Below are 25,835 nucleotides of genomic sequence, written 5' to 3'. Positions count from 1 at the left end.
GGCTCGGGGCGCTCGCGACGGTTCCTTCGCACGTTCTGAGCGCCCAGGCATGCGCAGATAATCGCGCGGCCCTTCGCTCACCTCCCTTCTTCATTCTTCGCATGCCCGCCCTCAGGTCTCCCACCGCCACTGCCACGCCCGTCACGGCGCAGGTCGCGGGCACCGCATCGTTCTCCAAGTTCATGCATGTGCTGCAACTGGTGGCCGATGCACAGGAACCGGTCAACGTCGCAGCGCTGATGCGCGCCAGCGGCTACCCGCGGCCGACCGTGCACCGCATCGTCGCGGCGCTGATCGCCGAGCGGCTGCTGGTGGAGAACGAGCGCAGCGGCATGCTCGCGCTGGGCCCGCGGCTGATCCAGCTCGCGAGCCGCAGCTGGGGCCGCTCCGAACTGCGGCTGGCCGCGGTCGACGAGCTCAAGCGCCTGCGCGACCTCACGGGCGAGACCGTGCACCTCGCGGTGCCCAACGGCAGCAGCATGGTCTACATCGAGAAGCTCGAGAGCCCGAGCGCGGTGCGCATGACCTCGCGCATCGGCACCAGCGTGTCGCTGCACGCCACGGCCGTGGGCAAGGCCTACCTGGCGGCCCTCGACGAAGCCGCGCTGGCGCCGCTGCTGCAGGGCCTGCCACTGCCGCGCTATACCGCGAACACCGCCACCGACCTCGACGCGCTGCGCGCGCAGGTGGCGCTCACGCGCACGCGCGGCTGGTCGGTCGACAACGAGGAGAACGAGGCCGGCATCTTCTGCTTCGGCGCCGTGATCCGCGGCGGCACGGGCGCGCCGGTGGCCGCCATCAGTGTGAGCACGCTGGTGTTCCGCCAGAAGGACGACCCCGAGCAGGCCTATGTCGCGCCGTTGCTCGAGGCCTGCCGCGCGATCTCGGAGCGCATCGCGCAGACGCCGGCGCTGTCGGCGGCCGACATCCTCTAACCGTTGCGCGAACGCGGCGCCGAGAGGTAGGCGCCCGACTCGAACAGCTGCGCCTCGGCCTGGTCGATGCGCCTGACCACCGGCTTGCCCGCGCGGCTGGCCAGCATCTCCACCAGCGCCTCGGCCACCGCCACGCCGGCCGCGATCGAGGGAAAGAACGACGGACTCTGGATCGCGAAGAGCAGGGTCTCGTCGGCCATCAGCGCGAGCGGCGAGGCCAGGCTGTCGGTGATCGCCACCAGCTTGCAGCCCGCGGCCTTGGCCGCCTGCGCCACCTGCAACGCCTCGCGCGAGTAGGGCGCGAAGCTGGCCACCACCAGCGCGTCACCCTTGGCGAAAGCGCGCTGCTGCATCTCGAGCGAGCCGCCCTGGCCATCGACCAGGTGCACGCTGTTGCGGAACAGCCGATAGACGTAGACGAAGGAGAAGGCGATCGGGAAGCAGGCCCGGAAGCCCGTGGCATGCACCGCGCCGGCCTTCTCCAGCAATGCACAGGCCTTCTCCAGCGCGGCACCGCTCTGGCGGTGCGTGGCGTCGAGGTTGCGGCGCTGCACCTCGAACATCTCGCCGGCCAGCGTGTGGTCGGCCGCGCGGCCCACCAGCGCCTTGGCGCGCGCGCCGTAGGCATCGGAGCCCAGGCCCATGTCCGAGGCCACCGCCTCCTTGAACTGCGGCCAGCCCGCATAGCCCAGGTGCTGGGCGAAGCGCACCAGCGTGGCCGGCGTGCTGCCGGCGCGCGTGCCCACGGTGCGCATCGAACTGGTCACCACGTCGTTGGGGTGGTCCAGCACATGGCGCGCGACCTGCTGCAGCGCGGGGCTGAGGTCGGCGAATCGCTGGAGGAGGTCGGCTTTCACGCCCATGGTCTTTCCCTTGTGCTTGGAACGAATGTGCCGGCTGGAACACGGCTGTTCCAGATTGTGCTTGACGGAACATTTGTTCCAAATCAGAATCGGCCGGCACATTGGTTCCAACGGAGTTTCCTGTCTTGACGCACGTCTTCCATCGCCATCTCCACCAGACGCCGCCGGTCGCCGTGTCGGCCCAGGGCCTGCAGATCCGCGACGCGGCCGGTCGCAGCTATCTCGATGCCTCGGGTGGCGCGGCCGTGTCCTCGCTGGGCCACGGCCATCCCGACGTGATCGCGGCCATGCACGCGCAGGTCGATGCGCTGGCCTATGCCCACACCAGCTTCTTCACCACCGAGGTGGCCGAGCAGCTGGCCGACGAACTGGTGCGCACCGCGCCCGCGGGCATGGAGCACGTCTACCTGGTGAGCGGCGGCTCGGAGGCGGTCGAGGCGGCGCTCAAGATGGCGCGCCAGTACTTCGTCGAGATCGGCCAGCCGCAGCGCACCCACTTCATCGCGCGCCGCCAGAGCTACCACGGCAACACGCTGGGCGCGCTGGCGGTGGGCGGCAACGCCTGGCGGCGCGCGCCCTTCGCGCCGCTGCTGGTGCCCGCCACGCATGTCGCGCCCTGCTATCCCTACCGCGAGCAGCGTGACGACGAGACGCCCGCGGCCTACGGCCAGCGCCTGGCCGAGGAGCTCGAGGCGGCCATCGTGGCGCAGGGGCCCGAACGCGTGATCGCCTTCGTGGCCGAGACGGTCGGCGGCGCCACCGCCGGCGTGCTGACGCCGGTGCCCGGCTACTTCAAGGCGGTGCGCGAGGTGTGCGACCGCCATGGCGTGCTGCTGATCCTCGACGAGGTGATGTGCGGCATGGGCCGCACCGGCACGCTCTACGCCTGCGAACAGGAGCAGGTGGTGCCCGACCTGGTGACCATCGCCAAGGGCCTGGGCGGCGGCTACCAGCCCGTGGGCGCGGTGCTGGCGCAGCGCCGCATCGTCGAGGCGATGTCCGGCGGCAGCGGCTTCTTCCAGCACGGCCACACCTACCTCGGCCATCCCGTGGCCTGCGCGGCGGCGCTGGCGGTGCAGCGCGTGATCCACCGCGACGGCCTGCTGGCCAAAGTGTGCGCGGAGAGTGAGGTCTTCGGCGGCCTGCTGCGCGAGGCGCTGGGTGCCCAGGCGTACGTGGGCGACATCCGCGGCCGCGGCTTCTTCTGGGGCGTCGAGCTGGTGGCCGATCGCGCCGCGAAGACGCCTTTCGACCCGGCGTTGAAGCTGCACGCACGCATCAAGCAGGAGGCGATGGCCCAGGGCCTGCTGTGCTACCCCTTCGGCGGCACCGTGGACGGCCGCCGCGGTGATCACGTACTGCTGGCGCCCCCCTTCGTCGCGCAGCGCGCCGAGCTCGCACGCATCGCCGAGCTGCTCGCGTCGTCGATCGCCGCGGTCATGCGTTCGCCCGACGTGCCGGCCGCGCGCTGAGTTTTCCCTTTCGCCTTTTCTTCTTCAACCTTCCTCGAGGAGCTTCGCCATGCGCGTCCCGTCGGTGTTTCGCCTGTCGGTCCTGAATGCTTTGCTGCTGCTCGGCGCCGCCGCGCTGTGGCCCGTCGCCGCGGTCCAGGCCCAGGAGGGCGGCACGCTGGCCAAGATCAAGGCCACCGGTGCCATCACTTACGGCTACCGCGAATCGTCCTTCGGCTTCTCCTACCTCGACGCGAGCCTCAAGCCCGTGGGCTACAGCATCGAGATCTGCAACCGCATCGTCGAGGCCGTGAAGACCGAGCTGCAACTGCCCGCGATTGACATCAAGTACCAGGCCGTCACCTCGGCCAACCGCATCCCGCTGGTGGCCAACGGCACGGTGGACATCGAGTGCGGCTCGACCACCAACCTGGTCGAGCGGCAGAAGCAGGTGGCCTTCTCGCCGGACATCTTCCGCTACAACGTGCGCATGCTGGTGCGCGCCGATTCGGGCATCCGGAGCATCGCCGACCTGCAGGGCAAGACGGTGGTCACGACCACCGGCACCACCTCGTTCCGGCTGCTGCGCGAGGCCGACAAGGGGCGCAACCTCGAGGTCAACAACCTGGGCGGCAAGGACCATTCCGATTCCTTCCTGCTGGTGGAGAGCGGCCGTGCCCAGGCCTTCGTGCTCGACGACATCCTGCTGGCGGGCCAGATCGCCAATGCGCGCAACCCCAAGGACTTCGTCATCACCGGCGAGAGCCTGCGCACCGAGAACCAGGCGTTGATGCTGCGCAAGGACGATCCGGAATTCAAGGCGCTGGTGGACCGCGTGGTCGGCGGCATGATGAAATCCGGCGAGATGGAGAAGCTCTACAACAAGTGGTTCATCTCGCCCATCCCGCCGAAGAACATCAACATCAACTACCCGCTCAATGCCGAGACGAAGGAGGCCTTCGCCAACCCGTCGTCCAAGGGCATCTGAGTCTTCCCGCCTCGCTTCACTTCATGACCCGCATCGCCCTGATCCACGCGCTCGCCCATTCCGTCGAACCCATCAACGCCGCGTTCGCGCACGACTGGCCGGCAGCTGTGCGCATGAACCTGCTGGACGACAGCCTGTCGGCCGACCTGGTGCGTGGCGGGCAGGGCCTGGACGCGGCGATGCACGAGCGCTTCCAGCGGCTCGCGCAGTACGCGGTCGACACCGGCGCGCAAGCCATCCTCTTCACCTGCTCGGCCTTCGGGCCGTGCATCGAGGCGGTGGCGCGGCGGCATGCGGCGCTGCCGGTGCTCAAGCCCAACGAGGCCATGGTCGAGGAGGCGGCGGCGGGCGAGGGCCGGCTGGGCCTGATCTCCAGCTTCGCACCCACGCTGGTATCGATGCCGCAGGAATTCCCGGCGTGGGTCGAACTCGACACGGCGCTGGCCGAGGGCGCGCTCGAGGCGCTCAACCGCGGCGACGGGCCGGCCCACGACGCGCTGGTCGTGGCCCAGGCCCTGGCCCTGAAGGCGCGCGGCTGCCGGCGCATCGCGCTGGCCCAGTTCAGCATGGCGCGCGCGCGTGCGGCCTGCGAGGCCGCGACGGGCCTGCCGGTGCTGACCACCGTCGACAGCGCGGTGCGGGCTTTGCGGGCACGACTGGCCTGATCGCCCCCGTGGGCGGCTGTCTGAACGCCAGCTGACTTGAGGGGTCGCGATAATCCTGCTCTTTGCCAACAGGAGTACGCGTGGACATTGTTTTGCTGGTCAAGGCCGCCATCATGGGAATCGTCGAGGGGCTGACCGAGTTCCTGCCGATCTCGTCGACCGGTCACCTGATCCTCGCCGGCTCGCTGCTGGATCTGCACGGCGACAAGTTCAAGGTCTTCGACATCGCGATCCAGACCGGCGCCATCTTCGCGGTGATCCTGGTCTATTGGCAGAAGATCCATTCCACCGTCGTGGCGCTGCCGCGCCAGGCCAAGGCACGCCGCTTCGCGCTCAACGTGTTCATCGGCTTCCTGCCGGCGGTGGTGCTGGGCCTGCTGTTCGGCAAGGTCATCAAGGCGCACCTGTTCATCCCGACCGTGGTGGCCACCACCTTCATCGTGGGCGGCTTCATCATCCTGTGGGCCGAGAAGCGGCCGCCGGGCTCGATCCGCATCGAGAGCGTCGACGACATGACGCCCTGGGACGCGCTCAAGGTGGGCCTGGTCCAGTGCTTCGCGATGATCCCGGGCACCAGCCGCAGCGGCTCGACCATCATCGGCGGCATGCTGCTGGGCCTGAGCCGCAAGGCCGCGACCGACTTCTCCTTCTTCCTGGCCATTCCCACGCTGATCGGCGCGGGCGTCTACAGCCTCTACAAGGAGCGCGCGCTGCTGTCCACGGCCGACATCCCGCTGTTCGCGGTCGGCCTGCTGTTCTCCTTCCTCAGCGCCTGGCTGTGCGTGCGCTGGCTGCTCAAGTACATCAGCACCCACAACTTCGTGCCCTTCGCCTGGTACCGCATCGCCTTCGGCATCGTGGTGCTGGCGACCGCGTGGAGCGGCGTGGTGGTCTGGGCCGACTGACGAGGGCTCAGCGCCCCGCGCGCTGCCGCTTCGCCTCCTGCGCCAGGAAACGGTAGAGCTTCGGGTCGTCCGCATAGCCCACGTTGAAGCGCAGCCAGGGCGTGGGCCGCAGGTCGGTGCGGAACAGGTCGCCTGGCGCCAGCAGGAAGCTCTCGGCGATGGCGCGCTGCGCCAGCGCGCGCATGTCGACGTCGTCGCGCTCGAAGCGCGCCCACAGGAAGGGGCCGCCGGCCGGTCGCGTGAACAGCTGCATGCCGGCCGCCTCCAGCCGGTCGCACACCGTGTGCTGCGCCGCCTGCAGGCGCTCGGCGAGCCGCGCCACGTGCGCGCGGTAGCGCCCCTCGACCAGCACGCTGTGCAACAGCCGCTCGGTGAGTTCGGAGGAGGTGAGGCTGTTGACCATCTTCTGCAGGATCATCTTCTCGGCGAATTCCTCGCTGCAGGCCACGAAGCCCACGCGCAGCGCGGGTGATACCGTCTTGGAGAAGCTGCCGACGTGGATCACCCGCCGCAGGCGGTCGAGGCTCGCGAGCCGGGTGGCGGCACCGGGCGGCTCCAGCCCGGCCATCACGTCGTTGTCGACGATGTGGAAGTCCAGTTGCTCGGCCAGGCGCAGCATCTGGTAGGCCACGGCCGGCGTGCACTGGCTGCCCGTGGGGTTGTGCAGGTTGGTGGTGGTGAAGAAAGCCTTGGCGCCGTGGCGCTGCGCCAGCGCCTGCAGCGCCGCCAGGTCGGGGCCGTTCACGGTGCGCTCCACGCCCACCAGCTTGAGGTCGAGCGAGCGCAGCATGGCGTAGAGATTGGTCGAGCCGGGCTCGTCGACCAGCACCACGTCGCGCGGCTGCAGCAGGCAGCGCGCCACCAGGTTCAGCGCCTGCGAGGCGCCGTGGGTCAGCACGATCTGATGGGGTTCGGTCTCGATGTCCTGCTGTGCGAGCAGCAGCTGGATCTGCTGGCGCAGCGGCAGGTAACCGTAGGGCGTGCCGTAGTTGGCCAGCCCTGCCGCCGACTTGCGTGACAGCGCGGCCAGCGCGCGCCGCACGCCGTCTATATGCAGCATCTCGGGCGGTACCCAGCCGCAGCCGGCGTTCAGCAGTGTGCGGTCGTCCTCGTAGACGTGCTTGAGCAGCCACAGCGAGTCGACCGAGGTGCGGCCCAGGAAGGGCTTGCGCCGCGTGGCGGTCGAGCGCTCGGCCTCGGCCACGTAGTAGCCGCTGGCGCGGCGCGCCTCGACATGGCCTTCCGCCACCAGGCGCTGGTAGGCATTGGTGATGGTCATGGTGCTCACGCCACAGTCGGCGGAGAGCGCACGCACCGAAGGCAGGCGGTCGCCGGGCTTCATCGCGCTGGCGGCGATCTGCGCCAGCAGCGCCTCGTAGACCTGGCGAACCAGCGGGATGGGCAGCGAGGGATTGACGGTGATCACGGCAGGGCATGCACGCTTCGTGTGCATGAAAAGGCCCCAACACGGGGCCGAGAAAGTGGAAGGACTGCGACTGTTCTACTACAGAAGAATCTAACTGTATATATGCATTTGACCTGGTGGATGACCCAATGGAGCCCTCGCCGCCGCAAAGCCTTTCAGGTGCCGGCATCGCGTTCCCTGTTCCATCCTTTCCAGGAAGTCACATGCCATCGCAGCTCTTCTCGCCTTCGCCGGCCCGCCCGGCAGCCACCTTGTCGCGCCGCCTTGCCCGATGGGGCGCCGCCGCGCTGCTGGCCGGTGCCGCCATCGCGCCCGTCATGGCGCAGACCACCACGCTCAAGATCATCCCGAGCAGCAACATCACGGTGCTCGACCCGATCTGGACCACGGCCTACGTGACGCGCAACTTCGGCTACATGGTGTACGACACGCTGTTCGCCACCGACCTCGAAGGCCACATCAAGCCGCAGATGGTCGACAAGTGGAAGGTCTCCGGCGACAACAAGACCTGGACCTTCACGCTGCGCGAGGGCCTGGAGTTCCATGACGGCAAGCCCGTCACCAGCGAGGACGTGGTCGCCTCGCTCAAGCGCTGGGCCAGCCGCGACACCTTCGGCGCCCAGCTCGCCAAGGTGACCGAGCGCTACGACACGCCCGACGCCAAAACCTTCTCCATCGTGCTCAAGGAGCCCTTCGGCCTGGTGCTCGAAGCGCTGGGCAAGCCGTCGTCGAACGTGCCCTTCATCATGCCCAAGCGCATGGCCGACACCTCGGGCGACGTGCAGGTCAAGGAGTCGATCGGTTCCGGCCCCTACGTCTTCAAGGCCGACGAGTTCCGCCCCGGCGAACGCGTGGTGTTCACCAAGAATATGCGCTACAAGCCGCGCACCGAGGCGCCCTCGGGCACGGCCGGCGGCAAGAAGGTGTACGTGGACCGCGTCGAGTGGCTCATCATCCGCGACGCGCAGACGCAGATGAACGCGCTGCTCAACGGCGAGGCCGACATCCTCGAGCAGCCGGCCTTCGAGCAGTACGCCACGCTGCGCACGAACCCCGACATCCAGCTGGTGGATGCACAGCCCGCGGGCAACCAGTTCATCCTGCGCTTCAACTTCCTGCAGCCGCCCTTCAACAACGAGAAGGTGCGCCGCGCCGCGCTGCTGGCGCTGGGCCAGGAAGCCTTCCTGCGCACCCAGGTGGGCACGCCCGGCCTCACGCGCTACTGCAAGAGCATGTTCCCCTGCGGCACGCCCTTCGAGTCGGAGCAGACCGGCGACTACACCGGCATCGCCAACCCGCAGAAGGCCAAGGCATTGCTCGAGGAGGCCGGCTACAAGGGCGAGCCCGTGGTGCTGATGCGGCCCACCGACAACCCGACCATCGGCAAGCTGCCGCTGGTGGCCAAGCAGCAGCTGGAGCAGGCTGGCTTCAAAGTCGACATGCAGTCGATGGACTGGTCCACGCTGGTGGCGCGCCGCGCCAAGAAGGACGCGCCCGCGGCCGGCGGCTGGAGCGCATTCATGACCTCGTGGACCGCCTCGGACATCCTCAACCCGATCACCATGGCGATGATGAACGCCACCGGCGACAAGGGCTGGTTCGGCTGGCAGAACGATCCGAAGCTGGAAGAGATCAAGGTCCAGTTCGCGCAGGCCAAGACCGAGGCCGAGAAGAAGAAGTTCGCCCAGGCCGCGCAGCTGCGCGCCTTCGAGACCGCCTCGCACGTGCCCGTGGGCCAGTACAACCAGCCCGCCGCGGTGCGCAAGAACGTGAGCGGCCTGGTGCCGGCCGGCGCGCAGGTGTACTGGAACATCCGGAAGCAATAAGCCTATGCTGACCTTCCTCGGCAAGCGCCTGCTCGCCACCCTGCCGGTTCTGCTGGTGGTGGCGATCGCGATCTTCATGATCGTGCGCCTCACGCCCGGCGACCCGGCGGCCGTCATCGGCGGCAACAGCGCCACCAACGAAGACCTGGACCGCATCCGCGTGCAGCTGGGCCTGACCCGCCCGCTGTGGGAGCAGTTCGCGATCTGGGGCCGGGGCGTGCTGCACGGCGACCTGGGCTTCTCCTTCTTCCTGAACAAGCCGGTGACCGAACTCATCGGCCAGCGTATGGAGCCCACGCTCTCGCTGGCCGGCGGCACGCTGCTGCTGGCGGTGATCATCGCGCTGCCGCTGGGCACGCTGGCCGCGTGGCGCATGGGCGGCTGGCTCGACAAGGCCGTGATGGCCTTCTCGGTCGCCGGCTTCTCGGTGCCGGTGTTCGTGGTCGGCTATGTGCTGATCTACCTGCTGGCAATGAAGCTGCAGTGGTTCCCGGTGCAGGGCTACCGGCGCATCGGTGACGGCCTGGGGCCGTGGCTCCACCAGCTGGTGCTGCCCTGCCTCACGCTGGCCATCACCTACGTGGCGCTGCTCTCGCGCGTGACGCGGGCAGCCGTCAGCGAGGCGCTGACCGAGGATTTCATCCGCACCGCGCGCGCCAAGGGCATCACCGAGCTGCAGGTGCTGTCGCACCATGCGCTGCGCAACGCGGCGGTGCCGGTGGTCACGGTGATCGGCGTGAGCGCGGCACTGCTGCTGGGCGGCGTGGTGGTCACCGAGACGGTGTTCGCGATTCCGGGCCTGGGCCAGCTCACGGTCGACGCGGTGCTCAACCGCGACTTCCCGGTGCTGCAGGGCGTGGTGCTGTTCTTCGCCGTGGTGTATGTGGCCGTGAACCTACTGGTGGATCTGAGCTATCTCTTCATCGACCCCCGCATCCGATACTGACATGAGCACCTTGAAAAGACTCTGGCGCAACGCCGCCGTGCGCGGCGGCGTCCTCGTGCTGGTAGGGCTGGCGCTGCTGGGCGTGTTCGCGCCCTGGCTCGGCACCTTCGATCCTTCGGTGATGGACCCGGGCTTCGTCTCGGTCGGCGCCGGCACCGCGGGGCAGGTGACCATGCCCGATGGCGCGCAGTTCGCCCACACCTTCTGGATGGGCAGCGACAGCGTGGGCCGCGACGTGTGGAGCCGCGTGCTCTACGGCACCCGCATCTCGATGACCGTGGGCCTGTTCACCGCCTTCGTCGCCATCGCCTTCGGCTGCCTGCTGGGCATGCTGGCGGGCTACTTCCGCGCGGTCGATGCGGTGCTGATGCGCGTGATGGACGGCGTGATGGCCATCCCCGCCGTGCTGCTGGCGATCACGCTGGTGGCGGTGCTGGGCGCGAGCCTGCCGACCGTGATCCTGGCCATCGCGGTGCCCGAAGTGCCGCGCGTGACCCGGCTGGTGCGCGCGCTGGTGATGAGCCTGCGCGACGAGCCCTTCGTGGAGGCGGCGCGCGCGCTGGCCACGCCCGACATCACGATCCTGTGGCGCGACATCCTGCCCAACGCGCTGGCGCCGCTGATCGTGCAGGGCACCTTCATCGCGGCCTCGGCCGTGCTGACCGAGGCGATCCTGAGCTTCCTCGGCCTGGGCCTGCCCTCGGACGTGCCGACCTGGGGAAACATCATGGCCGAAGGCCGCGTGCAGTTCTCGCAGAGCCCCGGCAACGTGCTGTTCCCCGCGCTGTTCCTGGTGCCCACGGTGCTGGCCATCAACCTGCTGGGCGACGGCCTGCGCGACGTGCTCGACCCCAAGTTCTCCAAACGTGTGTGAGGCGCCGATTCCATGACTGATTCCAATCCAGGCGCCGCCATCCTCGAGGTGCGCGGCCTGCAGGTCGCGCTGCCCGCCGACGCCGACCGGCCGCATGCCATCGAACAGCTCGACCTGCGCATAGCCGCCGGCCGCACGCTGTGCATCGTGGGCGAGTCCGGCTCGGGCAAGTCGGTGCTGGCCACCACCGTGATGGGGCTGCTGGCCAAGGGCCTCACGGTGACGGCCGGCGACGTGCTGCTGTCGGGCGAAAAGCTGGTCGACGACGGCCGCTTCACCGCCGACAAGCGGCTGCGCCAGTTGCGCGGCACCGGCATGGGCATGGTGTTCCAGGAGCCGATGACAGCGCTCAACCCGGTGCTGAGCTGCGGCGAGCAGGTCGACGAGCTGCTGCGCACGCACACCGCGTGGGGCGCGGCCGAGCGCAAGGCGCAGATCCTCGCGATCTTCGAGCGCGTGCGGCTGCCGGACCCGGCGCGCATCCATGCGAGCTACCCGCACCAGCTCTCAGGCGGGCAGCGCCAGCGCATCGTGATCGCGATGGCCATCATCCTGAAGCCACGCCTCCTGATCTGCGACGAGCCGACCACCGCGCTGGACGTGACCACGCAGGCCGAGATCCTGAAGCTCATCGCCGAGCTGCAGGCCGAGCAGGGCAGTGCCGTGCTCTTCATCACGCACGACATGGGCGTTGTGGCCGAGATCGCCGACGACGTGATGGTGATGCACCGCGGCGCGCTGGTGGAGCAGGGCCCGTGCGCGCAGGTGCTGCGTGCCCCGCGCGAGGCCTACACCCGCATGCTGCTCGACGCCGTGCCCGGCATGACGCCGCCGCCCCCGCGCGCGCTGCCCGGCGGCAAGCCGCTGCTCGCCGGCACGGGCGTGGGCAAGGTCTACACGCGGCGCGACTGGCTCGGCCGCGCGAAGCACAACACCGCGCTGCAGGACGCGAGCGTGGCCGTGCACCGCGGCGAGACCGTGGGCGTGGTGGGCGAGTCGGGCTCGGGCAAGTCGACCTTCGCGCGCTGCATGATCCGGCTGATCGCGCCCAGCGCGGGCAGCATCCTCTGGGGCGACGCCGAGGTGCGCGACCTGTCCGAAGGCCGGCTGCGACCGCTGCGCTCGCGCGTGCAGGTGGTGTTCCAGGACCCGAACCGTTCGCTCAACCCTCGGCGCACCGTGGGCTCGTCGATGGTCGAGGGTGCGATGAATTTCGGCATGAGCCCGCGGCAGGCGCGCCAGACGGCCGAGGAGCTGATGGACCGCATCCAGCTGCCGCGCACCGCGCTCGCGCGCTACCCGCACCAGTTCTCGGGCGGCCAGCGCCAGCGCCTGGCGATCGCGCGCGCCATCGCCTGCCAGCCGCAGGTGTTGGTGGCCGACGAGGCGGTGTCGGCGCTCGACGTGTCGGTGCAGGCGCAGATCCTCGACCTGCTGCGCGAGATCCAGCGCGACCTGGGGCTGGGCATTTTGTTCATCACGCACGACCTGCGCGTGGCGGCGCAGCTGTGCGACCGCGTGATCGTGATGAGCCAGGGCCGCATCGTCGAGCAGGGGCCGACGGGGCAGGTGTTCAACGCACCGCGCAACGACTACACGCGGCGGCTGCTGGCGGCCGCGCCGCGCGCGGAACTCGCGACGAGCGCGCGGTGACCGCATGGAGCGCCTGGCGCGCGGCGGTCGGCGACCCGGCATGGCGCCATGCCTTCGCGCAGGGCCGGCGCGACATCGCGGGCGCGGCGCTCGGCACCCTGGCCATGGGCCTGGTGGCGGGCGTGGCGATGGCCAAGAGCGGCGTCGGGCTGGGCGTGATCCTCGCGATGTCGCTGCTGGTCTTCGCCAGCGCCTCGCAGCTGGCCTGCCTGCCGCTGATCGCGGCCGGCGCGCCGTTGTGGGTGATCGTCGCGACCGCCTGCGTGCTCAACCTGCGCTTCGTGGTGTTCAGCGCCAACTGGCGGCGCTACTTCGGGCACCACCGCCGCGCGCAGCGCATGCTGCTGGCCTACCTGGCGGGCGACCCGGTGTATGCGCAGTTCGTGCACCGGCATCCGCAGCCGCCGGCCACGGGGCAGGCCACGCCGCCGCAGCAGGGCTACTTCCTCGGCCTGGCGCTGACCAACTGGGCGGCCTGGCATCTCGCGTCGCTGGCCGGCATCTTCCTGGCCGACACCATTCCCGCCGCCTGGGGCCTGCGCTTCATCGGCGTGCTGGCCCTGCTGGCGCTCGCGCTGCCCATGCTCACCGACCGCGCGGTGCGCTGCTCGGCACTGGCGGCCGGCGCGGTGGCGCTGGCCACGGCCTCGTGGCCGATGGGACTCAACGTGGTGGCGGCCATCGCCACCGCCGTCGTGGCCGGCACCTGGGCCGACCGCCTGTGGAGCCCGCGCTGATGCACGGCGGGCATGGCGTGTATGTGTGGCTGGCGGTGGGCGCGCTGGTGGTCGTGACGGTGCTCACGCGCAGCTTCTTCCTGCTGCCCGACAGCGAGCCCAAACTGCCCGGCTGGCTGTGGCGCGGGCTGCGCCATGCGCCGGTGGCGGCCCTGCTCGCGATGGTGGTGCCCGACGTGTTCCTGAGCAACGGGCGCCTGCTGACCGACTGGCACGATGCACGGCTTTTTGCCGTGGGCGCCGCATTGGCCTACTACCTTGTTCGGCGAAACGACGTGGCCGGGACGATCCTGGTCGGCACGGGTACGCTGATGCTCTTGCGGCTCGGCTTCGGCTGGCCCTGACACGCACAGTTTTTTTTGAAGCGATATGGAGAACGACAGATGACGCTGGCAATGCGCTGGGAAGAATGGTCCGCACACGACGGGATCGGGTTGGCCGAACGGGTCCGCAAGGGCGAGGTGTCGGCCGCCGAACTGGCGGCGCAGGCCGCGGCCGGCATCGCGAAAGTGAACCCGCAACTCGACGCGGTGGTCGAGGTGTTCGACGACGTGGTGGCCGATCCGCTCAAGGACGGCATGAACCTCGAAGGCGTGTTCGCGGGCCTGCCCTACCTCATGAAAGACCTGGGGCCCACGCTCAAGGGCCGGCTGCAGGAATTCGGCTCGATGATCATGCAGGGCCATCGCCCAGCGGCCGACAGCTTCCTCACGCAGCAGCTGCGCCGGGCCGGCCTCAACATCGTGGGCCGCAGCACCACGCCCGAGTTCGGCGTCTGCAGCTCGGTCGAGAACGCGCTGCACCTCACGCGCAATCCGTGGGACCTCGACTACACCACCTGCGGTTCCTCGGCCGGCACGGCGGCGGTGGTGGCGGCCGGCGTGCTGCCGCTGTCGCATGCCACCGACGGCGGCGGGTCGATTCGCATCCCCGCGGGCGTGAACGGCAACATCGGCCTCAAGGTGTCGCGCGGCGTGTTCTCGCTGGCGCCGAACCTGTCGGACCTGTCGGGCCTGGTGTCCATTCAGGGCTGCCACAGCCGCACCGTGCGCGACACCGCGGCCTTCGTCGACCATTGCCGCGGCGGCGCGCCGGGCGAGTTCATGCCCTTCTGGTCGCCGGCCGAGCCCTACAGCGCGCTGATCAAGAAGGACCCGGCCCGCCTGCGCATCGCGCTGTCGCACGAATGGGGCGACTTCCGCGCCACGCCGCATTTCGTGGCCGAGCTGACGCGCGTGGGGCAATTCCTCGAAGGACTGGGCCACCATGTCGAATGGGCGCTGCCTGCGGTCGATTTCCAGGGCGCCTTCGCGGCGCAGACCACCTGCTACATCAGCAACTTCGCGCAGGTCATCGACGGCCACCTGCACCGCCTGGGGCTGGAGCGCCCGCCGGCCGAGCTGCTCGAGCCGATCAACATCAAGATCTGGGAAGCGGGGGTGCACACCTCGTTCTCCGAGCGTTCGAAGATGCAGGCGGTGTTCAACACCACCTCGCGCGCCTTCGGCCAGTTCTTCCAGGACTGGGACATCATCCTCACGCCGATCACCGCGCTGCCCACGCCCCGGGTCGGCACCAGCGAATACCTGACGACCAGCACCAACCCCTCGGTGCACGACTGGTTCGCCAACCTCTGGCAGAACTTCGCGTACACGCCGCTGGCCAACCTCTGCGGCATGCCGGGCATCTCGCTGCCGATGGCGGCGCAGGAGAACGGCCTGCCGCTGGGCATCCAGGCGCAGGCCGCGCAGGCCAACGACGGCCTGCTGCTGCAGCTGGCCGCGCAGATCGAACGCGCGCTGGACGGGAAATGGAACGCGGGCCGGCGGCCGGGCGTGCACGTCACCCAGGCCTGAGCCGAACAGGTCCTAGCCGCGCGCGCCGAGCAGGGTGCTCGTGGCCTGCGCCTCGCGCTGCACGGCCAGCGCGATCGGTCCGCCGAGTGCCGGGTCGAAGCCCCCGGTGGCCCCCAGGGCGGTGAGCACCGCGCACACGCGGCCCGCGTAGTCGTAGACCGGCGCCGCCACGGCGCTGATGCCGCGCAGGTAGGTGTCCTTCACGCTGGCGCAGCGCGCCTGCTGCACCTCGCGGCGCAACTGGCCGATGGGGTCGGTGGCATCGAGCGTGGCCCGCATCTCGGGCGTGGCCGCGGCCAGTTCCTGCTCGGCCAGCGCCACCACGCGCGACTCGTCGAGCAGCCCGAGGAAGGCGCGGCCGGTGGCCGACCACAGCATCGACATCACCGAGCCGGCGCGCACGTTCACCGTGACCGGCAGGCCCGGCTCCTCGAAGCGCACGATGGTCGGGCCCTTGTTGCCCATCACCGCGATGAAGCAGGTCACCTCCAGCGATTCGCGCAGCCGGATCAGGCAGGGCTCGGCCGCGCGGATCGGGTCGGCCTGCCGCATGGCCGCCAACCCGATCTGGATCGCCTCGGTGCCCAGGTAGTAGTGCTGCGACGCGGCGTCCTGCGACACCAGCCCTTCCTCCATCAGGCTCGCGAGGTAGCGGTGCACCTTGGCCGGGCTCTCGGCGACGTGGGTGGAGAGCGCGGTCAGGCTGCTGCGGCCGCCCAGGTGGGCCAGCCCCTTGAGCACGGCCATGCCGGTCTCGGCGGCCTGGACGCGCTGGCGCCGTTCGCGCGCGGGCGCCGGGGAGTCGGGAGAGGAGGAAGTCATGTCGCCTGGATGTTAGGGGCTGGCATCGGTCGAGCTTGGGTGCGCAGGAGGGCGGGTAAACCCGCAATTTGAGATTACGCAATGCGGATGATACTTACGCAATACACAACATCCCATCCGGAGACACCCCATGAAGAAGCACCTCGCCAGCAGCCTCGCGCTGCTGTCCCTCGTCGTCGCAGCGGGCGCCAGCGCGCAGGGCTACCCGACCAAGCCGATCCGCTGGATCGTTCCCTATGCGGCCGGCGGCGGCTCCGACTTCCTGGCGCGCACCGTGGGCCAGACCCTGTCGACGCAGGTCGGCCAGCCCGTGCTGGTGGACAACAAGCCCGGCGGCAACACCGCGCTGGGCGCCGCCGAAACCGCGCGTGCGCCGGCCGACGGCTACACCATCCTCTCGGCCGACAACGGCACGCTGGTGTTCAATCCCGCGCTCTACAAGTCGCTGAGCTACAACGCCACCAAGGACCTAGCCCCGGTCACGCTGATGGGCAAGTTCCCGATGATCCTGGTGGTCGGCGCCAACTCGGGCTTCGCCACCGCCAAGGACTTCATCGCGCAGGCCAAGGCCAAGCCCGGCGGCATCAACTACGCCTCGGCCGGCGCGGGCAGCCCGCACCACCTGGCGATGGAACTGCTCAAGGTCGAAGCGGGCCTGTTCATGGTCCACGTGCCCTACCGCGGCGCGGCACCGGCGCTGGCCGACGTGGTGGGCGGGCAGCTGCCGGCCATGATGGTCGACCTGGCCGCGGGTGCCGGCTTCATCAAGGGCAACAAGGTGCGCGCGCTGGCCGTGGCCAACCCCACGCGCCTGCCGCAACTGCCCGACGTGCCGACCTTCGCCGAGCTGGGCTACAAGAACGTCGAAGCCGCTGCGCTGGTCGGCGTGGTGGTGCCCGCGGCCACGCCGACGGAGGTGGTGAACACGCTCAACCGCCAGATCGTCGCGGCCATCCACGAACCCGCGGTGCGCACCCGCATGATCGACTTTGGCGTCGAGCCCGTGGGCAACACGCCCGCGCAGTACACCGAGCTGCTCAAGAACGAAACCACGCGTTGGCACAAGCTGATCCGCGACCTGAAGATCACGCTCGACTGACCCGACCGCCATGCCCGACACCGCCACCCCTTCGCGCGCTTCCGGTTGCCCTGTCGCGCACGGTCCGCTCTCCGCCGAGCGCACGCCCACCGGTTGCCCGGTGAGCCAGCGCGCCGCCGGCTTCGATCCCTTCGAGGACGGCTACCAGCAGGACCCGCCCGAGTACGTGCGCTGGGCGCGCGAGCGGGAGCCGATCTTCTACAGCCCCAAGCTGGGCTACTGGGTGATCACGCGCTATGCCGACATCAAGGCGGTGTTCCGCGACAACATCACCTTCAGCCCGTCGAACGCGCTGGAGAAGATCACGCCCACGGGCGACGAAGCCAATGCCGTGCTGGCGAGCTACGGCTTCGCGCTCAACCGCACGCTGGTGAACGAGGACGAACCGGCCCACATGCCGCGCCGCCGCGCGCTGATGGACCCGTTCACGCCCGAGGAACTCAAGCACCACGAACCCATGGTGCGCGAGCTGGCCCGCAGCTATGTCGACCGCTTCATCGACGACGGCCGCGCCGACCTGGTCGACCAGATGCTGTGGGAGATCCCGCTCACCGTGGCGCTGCACTTCCTCGGCGTGCCCGAGGAGGACATGGACACGCTGCGCAAGTACTCGATCGCGCACACCGTCAACACCTGGGGCCGCCCCAAGCCCGAGGAGCAGGTGGCGGTGGCCCATGCCGTGGGCAACTTCTGGCAGTACGCGGGCAAGGTGCTCGACAAGATGCGCCAGGACCCCGACGCGCCCGGCTGGATGCAGTACGGCATCCGCAAGCAGATGCTGCAGCCCGAGGTGGTGACCGATTCGTACCTGCACTCGATGATGATGGCCGGCATCGTGGCCGCGCACGAGACCACGGCCAACGCCACGGCCAATGCGATGAAGCTGCTGCTGCAGCATCCGCAGGTGTGGCGCGAGCTCTGCGAAGACCCGGGCCTGATTCCCAATGCGGTGGAAGAGTGCCTGCGCCACAACGGTTCGGTGGCCGCCTGGCGCCGCCTGGTCACGGCCGACACGCAGATCGATGGTGTGGACCTGCCGGCGGGCTCGCGGCTGCTGATCGTGACCTCGTCGGCCAACCACGACGAAGGCCACTTCGCCGATGCCGACCTGTTCGACATCCGCCGCGACAACGCCAGCGACCACCTGACCTTCGGCTACGGCTCGCACCAGTGCATGGGCAAGAACCTGGCGCGCATGGAGATGCAGATCTTCCTGGAGGAGTTCACGCGCCGGCTGCCGCACATGACGCTGAGTGCGCAGCGCTTCAGCTACGTGCCCAACACCTCGTTCCGCGGCCCCGAGCACCTGCTCGTCGAATGGGACCCGGCCGCCAACCCCGAACGAAGCAACGCCGGCCTGCGCGAGGTGCAGGTGCCGGTGCGCATCGGCGAGCCGTCACGCGGCGCGATCGCGCGGCCGGTGGTGGTCGAGCGCGTGACGCGCGCGGCCGACGGCATCGTCCGGCTGCGCCTGGCCTCGCCCGATGGCAAGCCGCTGCCGCGCTGGACGCCGGGCTCGCACATCGACGTCGAATGCGGCACGCCCGAGCTGTCGCGCCAGTACTCGCTGTGCGGCGACCCCGACGAAGCGGGCGTGTTCGAGATCGCGGTGCTGCACGAGCCCGAAGGCCGGGGCGGCTCGGCCTGGGTGCATGGCCAGCTGAAGGCCGGCGACCGGCTGCGCATCCGCGGCCCGCGCAACCACTTCCGGCTCGACGAGTCGCTGCAGAAGGCGGTCTTCATTGCCGGCGGCATCGGCATCACGCCGGTGAGCGCGATGGCGCGGCGGGCGAAGGCGCTGGGCATGGACTACCAACTGCACTACAGCGGCCGCAGCCGCGCGAGCATGGCGATGGTCGAGGAGCTGCGTGCGCTGCATGGCGAGCGCCTGCACCTGCACATTGCCGACGAGGGCGGCCGCAACGACCTGCGGGCCCTGCTCGCGCAGCCCGTGCCGGGCGCGCAGGTCTACGCCTGCGGTCCCTTGCGCATGCTCGAAGCGCTCGAAGCCTGCTGCGCCGCCTGGCCCGAGGGCGCCTTGCGTGTCGAGCATTTCGAGTCGACGCTGGCGACGCTCGATCCGTCGAAGGAGCAGGCCTTCGAGGTCGAGCTCAAGGACTCGGGCCTGGTGCTCACCGTGCCGCCCGACCAGACGCTGCTGACCGCGCTGCGCGCCGCCAACGTCGACGTGCAGAGCGACTGCGAGGAAGGCCTGTGCGGTTCCTGCGAGGTGCAGGTGCTGGCCGGCAGGGTCGACCACCGCGACGTGGTGCTGACGCGCATGGAGCGCGATGCGAACACCAGGATGATGGCCTGTTGTTCGCGGGCCTGCGACGGGCGGCTGGTGCTGGCGCTGTAGGGCCTTCCGCTCAGGCGACCGGCCCGAGCGGCATGCGCAGCACCACCTGCGTTTCGCCCGGCCGGGATTCGAGCCGCAGTTCGGCCTTGAGCCGCCGGGCGCGTGCATGGAGGCTGCGAAGGCCTGCGCCCTGGCCCTTGGCCGCCGCCTCGACCACGAAGCCGCGTCCATCGTCGCGCACGCTCAGCTCCAGCGCGCCGTCCGCACACTGCACGCTCACGTCCACGCGCCGGCTCGCGCTGTGCTTGAGCACGTTGGTCAGCGCCTCCTGCAGGAAGCGCAGCAGTTCCAGGCTGTGCGACGGTGGAAGCTCCAGCGTCTCGAGGCCGGTGACCTGCCAGCGGCAGTCGATCCCGTGGGCGTCGAGCGACTGCGAGATCCGGTGGCGCAGCGGCGCCAGCAATTCGCCGAAGGCGAGCGGGCCGTCGCTTTGGCCGGTGGCCTCGATGATCAGCCGCAGGTCGTCGCGCAGGCTCTTGAGCATCGCGAGCAGCTGCGGCGTCGACAGCGCCTCGGGCCGGCGTTCCAGCGTTGCGATGCTGCCCAGCAGCATCCCGCCGAGTCCGTCATGCAGGTCGCTCACGAGGTTGACGCGCTCGCCGATGCGCGCATGCGCGAGCGCCAGCGCATGCTGTTGCGCGAGCGTGGCCGCCAGTTCCGCCTTGGCGTGGTTCACCTCCTCGATCAGCTCGGCGTTGAAGTTCTCGATGCGGTCGAGGCTCTGCACGAAGCGCGCGGCCTGGGTCATCGCCATGCCCAGCAGCAGCACGTACGAGGACATCGTCGTGTAGTAGGTGTTGCTGTCGATCACCTGCGTGAACACCAGCAGGTCATGTCCGGCCGCGATGGCCGACACCGCCATGAAGGGGGCCAGCGAGCGCATCGGGCTGGCGCGGTGACGCAGCGCGTGGACGATCGCGCCCATGTTCACAGCCATCGCCGTGAGGCCGCCCACCAGCGTCCAGAAGGCGCGATGCGCAGGCAAATCAGGGCCGCTGGCGAGCCACAGGTCGAGCACGCCAGCCGCAGCGACCAGCAGCGCGAGCGCTTCGAGGCGCGGCATGCGTGTCTGGCAGAAACGCAACGCGAAGACCAGGTAGGCCACGTCGAAGAGCAGCAGCAGCGAGGTGTTCAGCGCCTGCCAGCCGTGGTTGTCGGCAAAGGGCCAGGGGCTGGTCGCGATCTGGTTGTAGCCGAACAGCAGCCACAGCACCGACATCAGCGCGAACCAGCCGTAGGCCGTCTCGCGCCTGCGCAGCAGCCAGAGTGCCGCGAAGAAGGCCGACACCGCCGCGCTCAGCGCCAGGCCCAGCACCTGCAGGTCGCGGCGCACGATGCGCTCGTGTTCGAACGCGGCCTGCAGCGCGGCCGGCGGGCCCAGGTCGACCGGTCCCAGTCCCGCCTGGTAGGCGGACAGGCCCGAGACGCGCACCAGCAGCGTGTTGCTGCCGGGCCGCAGCAGCGGCGGCGCCAGCAGCCAGTAGCGCGGCGTGTTCCAGGCGCGGGTGAGCGGCTCGACCAGGCTGTCGTCGCGCGAGATCGGCGTGCCGTTGAGCGACACCTCGCCGGCCATGTTGAGGTAGTGCAGCAGCAGGCCGGTGTCGCGCACCGGCGCGGGTTGTTCCCAAGTCAGCCGGTACCAGACCACGCCGTCGAAGCCGGGCCAGCGCGGGCCCCAGCTGTCGGGCAGGGTGACGGGCAGCCAGCCTTCGGCGGGCGGGGCGGTGTCGTCCCAGCTGGTGGCACGCACGGCCTCGGCACGCAGTTCGGGCACGGGCTGCGCCAGCGCCGTGCCGGCGGCCAGCACGAGGACAAGGCACAGGCCGATCCGCGCGGCGAGCCAGGCCCAGGCCCGTGTCAGTCGGCTGCGGAGCGGAGAGCGCATCGTGCTCAGTGCAGCAAGCCGTGCCTTCGGCCCTGGTAGACGGCCTCGGTGCGCGAGCCGACGGCCAGCTTGCGGTAGATGTTCTTGGTGTGGCATTCCACCGTGAGCCTGGAGATCGACAGCGACTCGGCCATGTCGCGGTTGCTCAGGCCCTGCGCGACCAGTTCGAGGATCCGGCGTTCGCGTGGCGTCAGCGCGACCGGCAGGGGCGCCGGCTCGTCGGCGATCGGCACCGCGGGCCGCGCGGGCTGTTGCGCCGAGAGCCAGCCCAGGATCCGGCGCGCGATGGCCGGATCGATGGGCGCGCCGCCCTGCGCAATGCTGCGCAGCGCCAGGCTCAGTTCGAGATCGTCGCGCTCCTTGAGCAGGTAGCCGATGGCGCCGGCACGCAGCGCCGCGAAGATGATGTCCTCGGTGCGCCAGGCCGAGATCACCACCGCGGGCAGCTGCGGGTGGTGGGTGCGCATCCACTCGATCAATTCGACGCCGCTGCCGTCCGGCAGGCCGATGTCGACCAGGGCGATGCCGAAACGCTGCGTCGCGAGCAGTTCCCTGGCCGCGGCCACGCTGTCGGCCCAGGCGATCTGCGGCGCGCTGTCCCCCAGCGTGGCCAGCACGCCGCTCAGGCGCTCGCGCATCGCGGGATCGTCTTCGACCACCAGGGCGGGACTCAACGAGACGGCTTCAACGTCTTCCAGCGGGGAATGGGACATGGGCGCGGAGCGGGTCGCTGGCTGTTGCCGGCGACGTGTTTACCTGTTTTCGGGGATTGTTCCAGGATATTGCCATTTGTATCTTCTGCGGGTTGTCCGTGTCCGGGCAGGTCTTTTGCAACCAGAGAAGTACAGCGCGTGAACCTTATCTACAGACTCGTTTTCAATCGCGCGACAGGGGTGCGTCAGGTCGTCTCCGAAGTGGCCCGGGCGGCCCATGGCGGCACCACCGTGAGCCGGGCGCCGGTGTGGTTGCGCGGTGTGCTCGCAATGGCCTTGTCGGCCGCGCTGGCGCCGGCCGCGCTGGGCGCCAGCACCGACCTCGTCATCGACAGCGGCACCACGCACAACAACCTCGTGCAGCTCACGGGCCCCAACGCACGACTGACGAACAACGGCACGCTCGACACCACCGCGCAGGCCGGTGCGACCGCGGTCGAAGGGCTGGCCGGCTTCGCGGGCGTGACGGTGACCAACAGCGGCACCATCGCCAGCAACGCCGACGCCGCGGCCGTGATGATCCGCGGCGCCAGGGCCGGCGTGACCAACCTGGCCGGCGGCACCATCTCGACCAGCAGCGTCAACGGCGAAGCGGTCTTCCTCACGAGCGGCGGCACGCTCACGAATGCCGGCACCTTGATCGGCCACGGCTCGGGCGCACTCATCTTCGGCGACGGCAGCGTCGTCAACTCGGGCCTCATCTCGGCCGACCGCGCGGGCTCGGCCGGGGTCAGCATCAACTACGCGGCCATCGCCACGCTGGTGAACCAGGCGGGTGGCGAGATCAGCGGCGGGTTGTCGGGCGTCAAGCTGTCGGGCGGCAGCCTCGCCAGCCTGGAGAACGCGGGCACCATCCGCGCGACCGCGGCGAACGCCAACGCCGCGGCCGTGCGCGTCTCGGGCGGCACCGTCAACGTGGCGAAGAACCTCGCGGGCGGCCTGATCGAGTCCGCGGCGGGCATCGGCATCCAGATGGAGAACGGCACCGTGCTCAATGCACACGGCGCGACCATCACCGCCCCGATCGCCATCGCCATCACCGACTACACGCAGTCGGCCAGCGTCACCAACCACGGCACGCTCAACGGCGATGTCTACCTGGGCAGCGGCAACGCCGTGCTCACGCTGGGTGCCGACGGCCGCTTCAACGGCAAGGCCGACGCGGGCATCCGCACCGGCGCGCCGACCGTGGTCAAGGCCGTGGTGCTGAGCGGCAGCGAGAACGGCGCGGCCGCATCGGGCACGCTCGACGGCGCACAGCTCACGGGCTTCGACAGCCTCGACGTGAACGCGGCCAACGCACGCTGGACGCTGAGCGGCCACTTCACCCACGCCGGTGGCACCACCCTGCGCGCGGGCCGGCTCGACGTGGCCAGCAACGGCGCGCTGGGCGCGGGGGCGCTGGCCATGGACGACGGCACCACGCTCGGCTTCGCGGCCGATGGCCTGGTGCTGGCCAACGCGCTGCGCTTCACCGGCATCGCCGACCCGACCATCGACACCGGCGCCTTCACCGGCACGCTCGCCGGCGCGATCAGCGGCGCGGGCGCGCTCACCAAGACCGGCAGCGGCACGCTGGTGCTCAGCGGCGCCAACGGCTACACCGGCGCCACCACGGTGGCCCAGGGCACGCTGCGTGCCGGCGCGGCCGGCAGCCTCAGCGGCGCTTCGGCGCACAGCGTGACGGCAGGCGCCATGCTCGACCTGTCCGGTTTCAACCAGACCCTGTCCGCACTCGACAACGGCGGCACCGTCTCGCTGCAGGGCGCGGCGCCCGGCACCACGCTCACCGTCACCGGCGCCTACATCGGCAGCAACGGCCTGCTGCGCCTGGGCACCGCGCTGGGCGACAGCGCCAGCCTGAGCGACCGCCTGGTGCTCGACGGCGCCGGCGCCTCGGCGCGCGGCCGGACCACGGTGCAGGTGAGCAACCTCGGCGGCCTGGGCGCGCTGACCACGGGCAACGGCATCGAGGTGGTCAGCGCGCTGAACGGCGCGACCACCACCGCGCAGACTACGAAGGACGCCTTCGTGCTGGCCGGCGGCCATGTGGACGCGGGCGCCTACGAGTACCGGCTGCACGCGGCCGATGCCGACGGCGCGGGCGAGAACTGGTACCTGCGTTCGACCATCGTGGCCACGCCGGTCGACCCTGCCCAGCCGGGCGGGCCGATCCAGCCCGGCGAACCGGTCGTGGAACGGCCCGTCTACCGCGGCGAGGTGCCGCTGTTCGCCGCGCTGCCCGAGCAACTGCGCCAGGCCAACCTCGCGCTGCTGGGCAACCTGCACCAGCGCCAGGGCGACGACGAGCTGAAGTCCGGCGCCGGCCAGGACGCGCCGCGCAGCGCCTGGGGCCGCGTGCTGTCCACCGAGGTCCGCCTGGGCCAGCAGGGCACCGTGCGCCCGCACAGCGAGGGCCGGCTCACCGGCTTCCAGGTCGGCACCGACCTGTTCACCGACACCCGATGGCGCGCCGGCCTCTACGTCGGTCAACTCGACGGCGACATGGCGGTGCGCGGCGACGCGCGCGGCCTGCTGGGCCTGGGCGTGGGCGGCAACGACCTGCGCAACCAGTACCTCGGCGGCTATGCGACGTGGGCCGGCGTTCGCGACCTCTACGTCGACGCAGTGCTGCAGGCCGGGCGGCATCGCTACACCGTGGGCCCGCTGGGCGGCGACGGCGCGCCGGGCAAGGGCCGCAGCCTGCTGGCCTCGGTCGAGGTGGGCCAGGCTTTTGCCGTGGTGCCGGGTTGGCAGGTCGAGCCGCAATTGCAGCTGGTCCACCAGCGCCTGCGGCTGGACGACACCGGCATCGCCGGCGCCCGCGTGCAGCAGCGGCCGGACGATGGCTGGCTGCTGCGTGCCGGCGTGCGCGTGAAGGGCGAACTGCGCACAGGACTGGGCACGCTGCAGCCCTATGCGCGGCTCAACCTGTACCGGGCCGCGGGCGGCACCGACGTGGCGCGCTTCGTCAGCCCGGCGGCCAGCACCGACATCGCGAGCCGCACCGGCCATGCCTCGACGGAACTGGCGACCGGGGCCTCGCTGGCGCTGGGCGCGCGCACCAGCGTCTACGGCGAGATCGGCAAGCTGTGGGCCTCGGGCGGCGCGAGCCGCGTGGCGTCGTCGGTGCAGGGCTCGGTGGGCCTGCGCGTCAGGTGGTGAGCGGGCTGCGCGGCGCGCGGCACATGATCAGGTAGTCCGCACCCGTGACCGGTTCGCGGTGTGTGGCCGCGGCGCGGAAGCCCCGCCGCTCGTAGAAGCCCACGCTGCGCGGCGTGAAGGTCTCGAGGAAGCAGGGCACGCCCGCCGCATCGGCCTCGGCCAGCGTCGGTGCCAGCAGCTTCGCGCCGAGGCCCTGGCCTTGCGCGGCCGGCGCGATGCCCAGGATCGACAGGTACCACGCGCCCGCCGGCACCACGGCCGGTGACTGCGCGGCCATGAATTCGACGATGCGGTGGTAGTGGGCCAGGCCCCGCGGGCCCAGCGTGCGGGCGAGGAAGGCGTGCTTCGCGGCCGACTCCGCCGCCTCGGCTGCGTCCGCGCGCGGCAGCAGCCATGCGGCCGCGCCCGATGCGCGATCTTCGAGCGTGAGGCAGCGCCCGCTGCGTTCGGCTTCGCCCATCGAATACGCGAAGTAGGACGCGAGCACGGCCTTGCGGCGGGGCATGTCGTGTTCGAAATCGACGGAGATCGCCAGGTAGAAGGGGTCGATGATCAGGGCATCGGCCAGGGCGGGCGCGGACAGGGATTCGGGCGGGAGCATGCGGATTCGGCGGGTCGGTCTCTGGAAGGGGCCGCGCGATTCTAGGCAGCCGCCCGCCGCCATGCC

The 25,835-nt window shown here is 70.2% G+C and carries 21 protein-coding genes; 15 read left to right on the top strand and 6 right to left on the bottom strand.

Annotation, left to right across the window (positions count from 1 at the left end; translation table 11 throughout):
* Positions 1-101 precede the first annotated feature (101 nt).
* Positions 102-935, top strand: a complete 834-nt coding sequence (locus tag K0H49_RS02735) for an IclR family transcriptional regulator (RefSeq protein ID WP_219209612.1) — start codon at positions 102-104, stop codon at positions 933-935.
* Here the strand turns inward: K0H49_RS02735 and K0H49_RS02730 are convergent.
* A complete protein-coding gene (locus tag K0H49_RS02730) occupies positions 932-1,798 on the bottom strand; it encodes a MurR/RpiR family transcriptional regulator (RefSeq protein ID WP_219209611.1) in 867 nt (288 codons plus the stop codon). The genes K0H49_RS02735 and K0H49_RS02730 overlap by 4 nt on opposite strands.
* 125 nt (positions 1,799-1,923) lie before the next feature.
* Here K0H49_RS02730 and K0H49_RS02725 point away from each other — a divergent pair, with 125 nt between their 5' ends.
* The 4 genes from K0H49_RS02725 to K0H49_RS02710 all read left to right on the top strand — a co-directional run bounded on the left by K0H49_RS02725 (position 1,924) and on the right by K0H49_RS02710 (position 5,807).
* Positions 1,924-3,270, top strand: a complete 1,347-nt coding sequence (locus K0H49_RS02725) for an aspartate aminotransferase family protein (RefSeq protein ID WP_219209610.1) — start codon at positions 1,924-1,926, stop codon at positions 3,268-3,270.
* Between the two features lie 49 nt (positions 3,271-3,319).
* Positions 3,320-4,237, top strand: coding sequence for a transporter substrate-binding domain-containing protein (locus K0H49_RS02720; RefSeq protein ID WP_219209609.1), 918 nt, complete (start codon positions 3,320-3,322; stop codon positions 4,235-4,237).
* Positions 4,238-4,260: 23 nt separating this feature from the next.
* Positions 4,261-4,902 carry an aspartate/glutamate racemase family protein gene (locus tag K0H49_RS02715; RefSeq protein WP_219209608.1) on the top strand — a complete coding sequence of 214 codons (642 nt, stop codon included), beginning with the start codon at positions 4,261-4,263 and terminating at the stop codon, positions 4,900-4,902.
* Positions 4,903-4,982: 80 nt separating this feature from the next.
* A complete protein-coding gene (locus K0H49_RS02710) occupies positions 4,983-5,807 on the top strand; it encodes an undecaprenyl-diphosphate phosphatase (RefSeq protein ID WP_219209607.1) in 825 nt (274 codons plus the stop codon).
* A 7-nt stretch (positions 5,808-5,814) separates the two neighbouring features.
* Here K0H49_RS02710 and K0H49_RS02705 read toward each other — a convergent pair whose 3' ends face one another.
* The gene (locus K0H49_RS02705) at positions 5,815-7,233 is read right to left on the bottom strand and encodes an aminotransferase-like domain-containing protein (RefSeq protein WP_374122297.1); all 1,419 of its coding nucleotides are present in this window, start codon (positions 7,231-7,233) and stop codon (positions 5,815-5,817) included.
* Positions 7,234-7,436: 203 nt separating this feature from the next.
* On the opposite strand from K0H49_RS02705, the gene K0H49_RS02700 reads away from it, so the two are divergent.
* From K0H49_RS02700 to K0H49_RS02670, 7 genes are read left to right on the top strand one after another with little or no spacing between them, the layout of a single operon-like run.
* Complete coding sequence (locus K0H49_RS02700; protein ID WP_219209605.1) at positions 7,437-9,059, top strand: ABC transporter substrate-binding protein; 1,623 nt, start codon at positions 7,437-7,439, stop codon at positions 9,057-9,059.
* A 4-nt stretch (positions 9,060-9,063) separates the two neighbouring features.
* Positions 9,064-10,005 carry an ABC transporter permease gene (locus K0H49_RS02695; RefSeq protein ID WP_219209604.1) on the top strand — a complete coding sequence of 314 codons (942 nt, stop codon included), beginning with the start codon at positions 9,064-9,066 and terminating at the stop codon, positions 10,003-10,005.
* Between the two features lies 1 nt (position 10,006).
* Positions 10,007-10,879: an ABC transporter permease gene (locus K0H49_RS02690; protein ID WP_219209603.1), complete on the top strand. Its 873-nt coding sequence runs from the start codon at positions 10,007-10,009 to the stop codon at positions 10,877-10,879.
* A gap of 12 nt (positions 10,880-10,891) precedes the next feature.
* A complete protein-coding gene (locus tag K0H49_RS02685; protein ID WP_219209602.1) occupies positions 10,892-12,532 on the top strand; it encodes a dipeptide ABC transporter ATP-binding protein in 1,641 nt (546 codons plus the stop codon).
* A complete protein-coding gene (locus K0H49_RS02680; protein WP_374122296.1) occupies positions 12,529-13,269 on the top strand; it encodes an AzlC family ABC transporter permease in 741 nt (246 codons plus the stop codon). Before K0H49_RS02685 ends, K0H49_RS02680 begins: the two co-directional genes overlap by 4 nt.
* Positions 13,269-13,613, top strand: coding sequence for an AzlD domain-containing protein (locus K0H49_RS02675; RefSeq protein ID WP_219209601.1), 345 nt, complete (start codon positions 13,269-13,271; stop codon positions 13,611-13,613). Before K0H49_RS02680 ends, K0H49_RS02675 begins: the two co-directional genes overlap by 1 nt.
* A 39-nt stretch (positions 13,614-13,652) precedes the next feature.
* On the top strand, positions 13,653-15,125 hold the full coding sequence (locus tag K0H49_RS02670; protein WP_219209600.1) for an amidase: 1,473 nt from the start codon (positions 13,653-13,655) through the stop codon (positions 15,123-15,125).
* A gap of 12 nt (positions 15,126-15,137) precedes the next feature.
* Here the strand turns inward: K0H49_RS02670 and K0H49_RS02665 are convergent, their stop codons facing one another.
* Positions 15,138-15,947: an IclR family transcriptional regulator gene (locus tag K0H49_RS02665; RefSeq protein ID WP_219209599.1), complete on the bottom strand. Its 810-nt coding sequence runs from the start codon at positions 15,945-15,947 to the stop codon at positions 15,138-15,140.
* 130 nt (positions 15,948-16,077) lie between these two features.
* Here K0H49_RS02665 and K0H49_RS02660 point away from each other — a divergent pair, with 130 nt between their 5' ends.
* Positions 16,078-17,046: a Bug family tripartite tricarboxylate transporter substrate binding protein gene (locus tag K0H49_RS02660; RefSeq protein WP_219209598.1), complete on the top strand. Its 969-nt coding sequence runs from the start codon at positions 16,078-16,080 to the stop codon at positions 17,044-17,046.
* Positions 17,047-17,056: 10 nt separating this feature from the next.
* Positions 17,057-19,405 (top strand): cytochrome P450/oxidoreductase, encoded by a 2,349-nt coding sequence (locus K0H49_RS02655; protein WP_219209597.1) that lies wholly within the window; start codon positions 17,057-17,059, stop codon positions 19,403-19,405.
* A gap of 10 nt (positions 19,406-19,415) precedes the next feature.
* Here the strand turns inward: K0H49_RS02655 and K0H49_RS02650 are convergent, their stop codons facing one another.
* Complete coding sequence (locus K0H49_RS02650) at positions 19,416-21,290, bottom strand: sensor histidine kinase (RefSeq protein ID WP_219209596.1); 1,875 nt, start codon at positions 21,288-21,290, stop codon at positions 19,416-19,418.
* Between the two features lie 5 nt (positions 21,291-21,295).
* Complete coding sequence (locus tag K0H49_RS02645; RefSeq protein ID WP_219209595.1) at positions 21,296-22,003, bottom strand: response regulator; 708 nt, start codon at positions 22,001-22,003, stop codon at positions 21,296-21,298.
* A gap of 138 nt (positions 22,004-22,141) precedes the next feature.
* Here K0H49_RS02645 and K0H49_RS02640 point away from each other — a divergent pair, with 138 nt between their 5' ends.
* Positions 22,142-25,168 carry an autotransporter domain-containing protein gene (locus K0H49_RS02640; RefSeq protein WP_219209594.1) on the top strand — a complete coding sequence of 1,009 codons (3,027 nt, stop codon included), beginning with the start codon at positions 22,142-22,144 and terminating at the stop codon, positions 25,166-25,168.
* On the opposite strand, the gene K0H49_RS02635 is transcribed toward K0H49_RS02640, so the two are convergent.
* On the bottom strand, positions 25,158-25,769 hold the full coding sequence (locus tag K0H49_RS02635) for a GNAT family N-acetyltransferase (protein ID WP_219209593.1): 612 nt from the start codon (positions 25,767-25,769) through the stop codon (positions 25,158-25,160). The genes K0H49_RS02640 and K0H49_RS02635 overlap by 11 nt on opposite strands.
* Between the last annotated feature and the right edge of the window lie 66 nt (positions 25,770-25,835).

The organism is Variovorax boronicumulans, assembly GCF_019352895.1.
GTDB classification, from domain to species: Bacteria; Pseudomonadota; Gammaproteobacteria; order Burkholderiales; family Burkholderiaceae_C; genus Variovorax; species Variovorax boronicumulans_A.
Note: the sequence above shows the minus strand (reverse complement) of the source record. Positions and strands in the feature narration are given on the sequence as shown.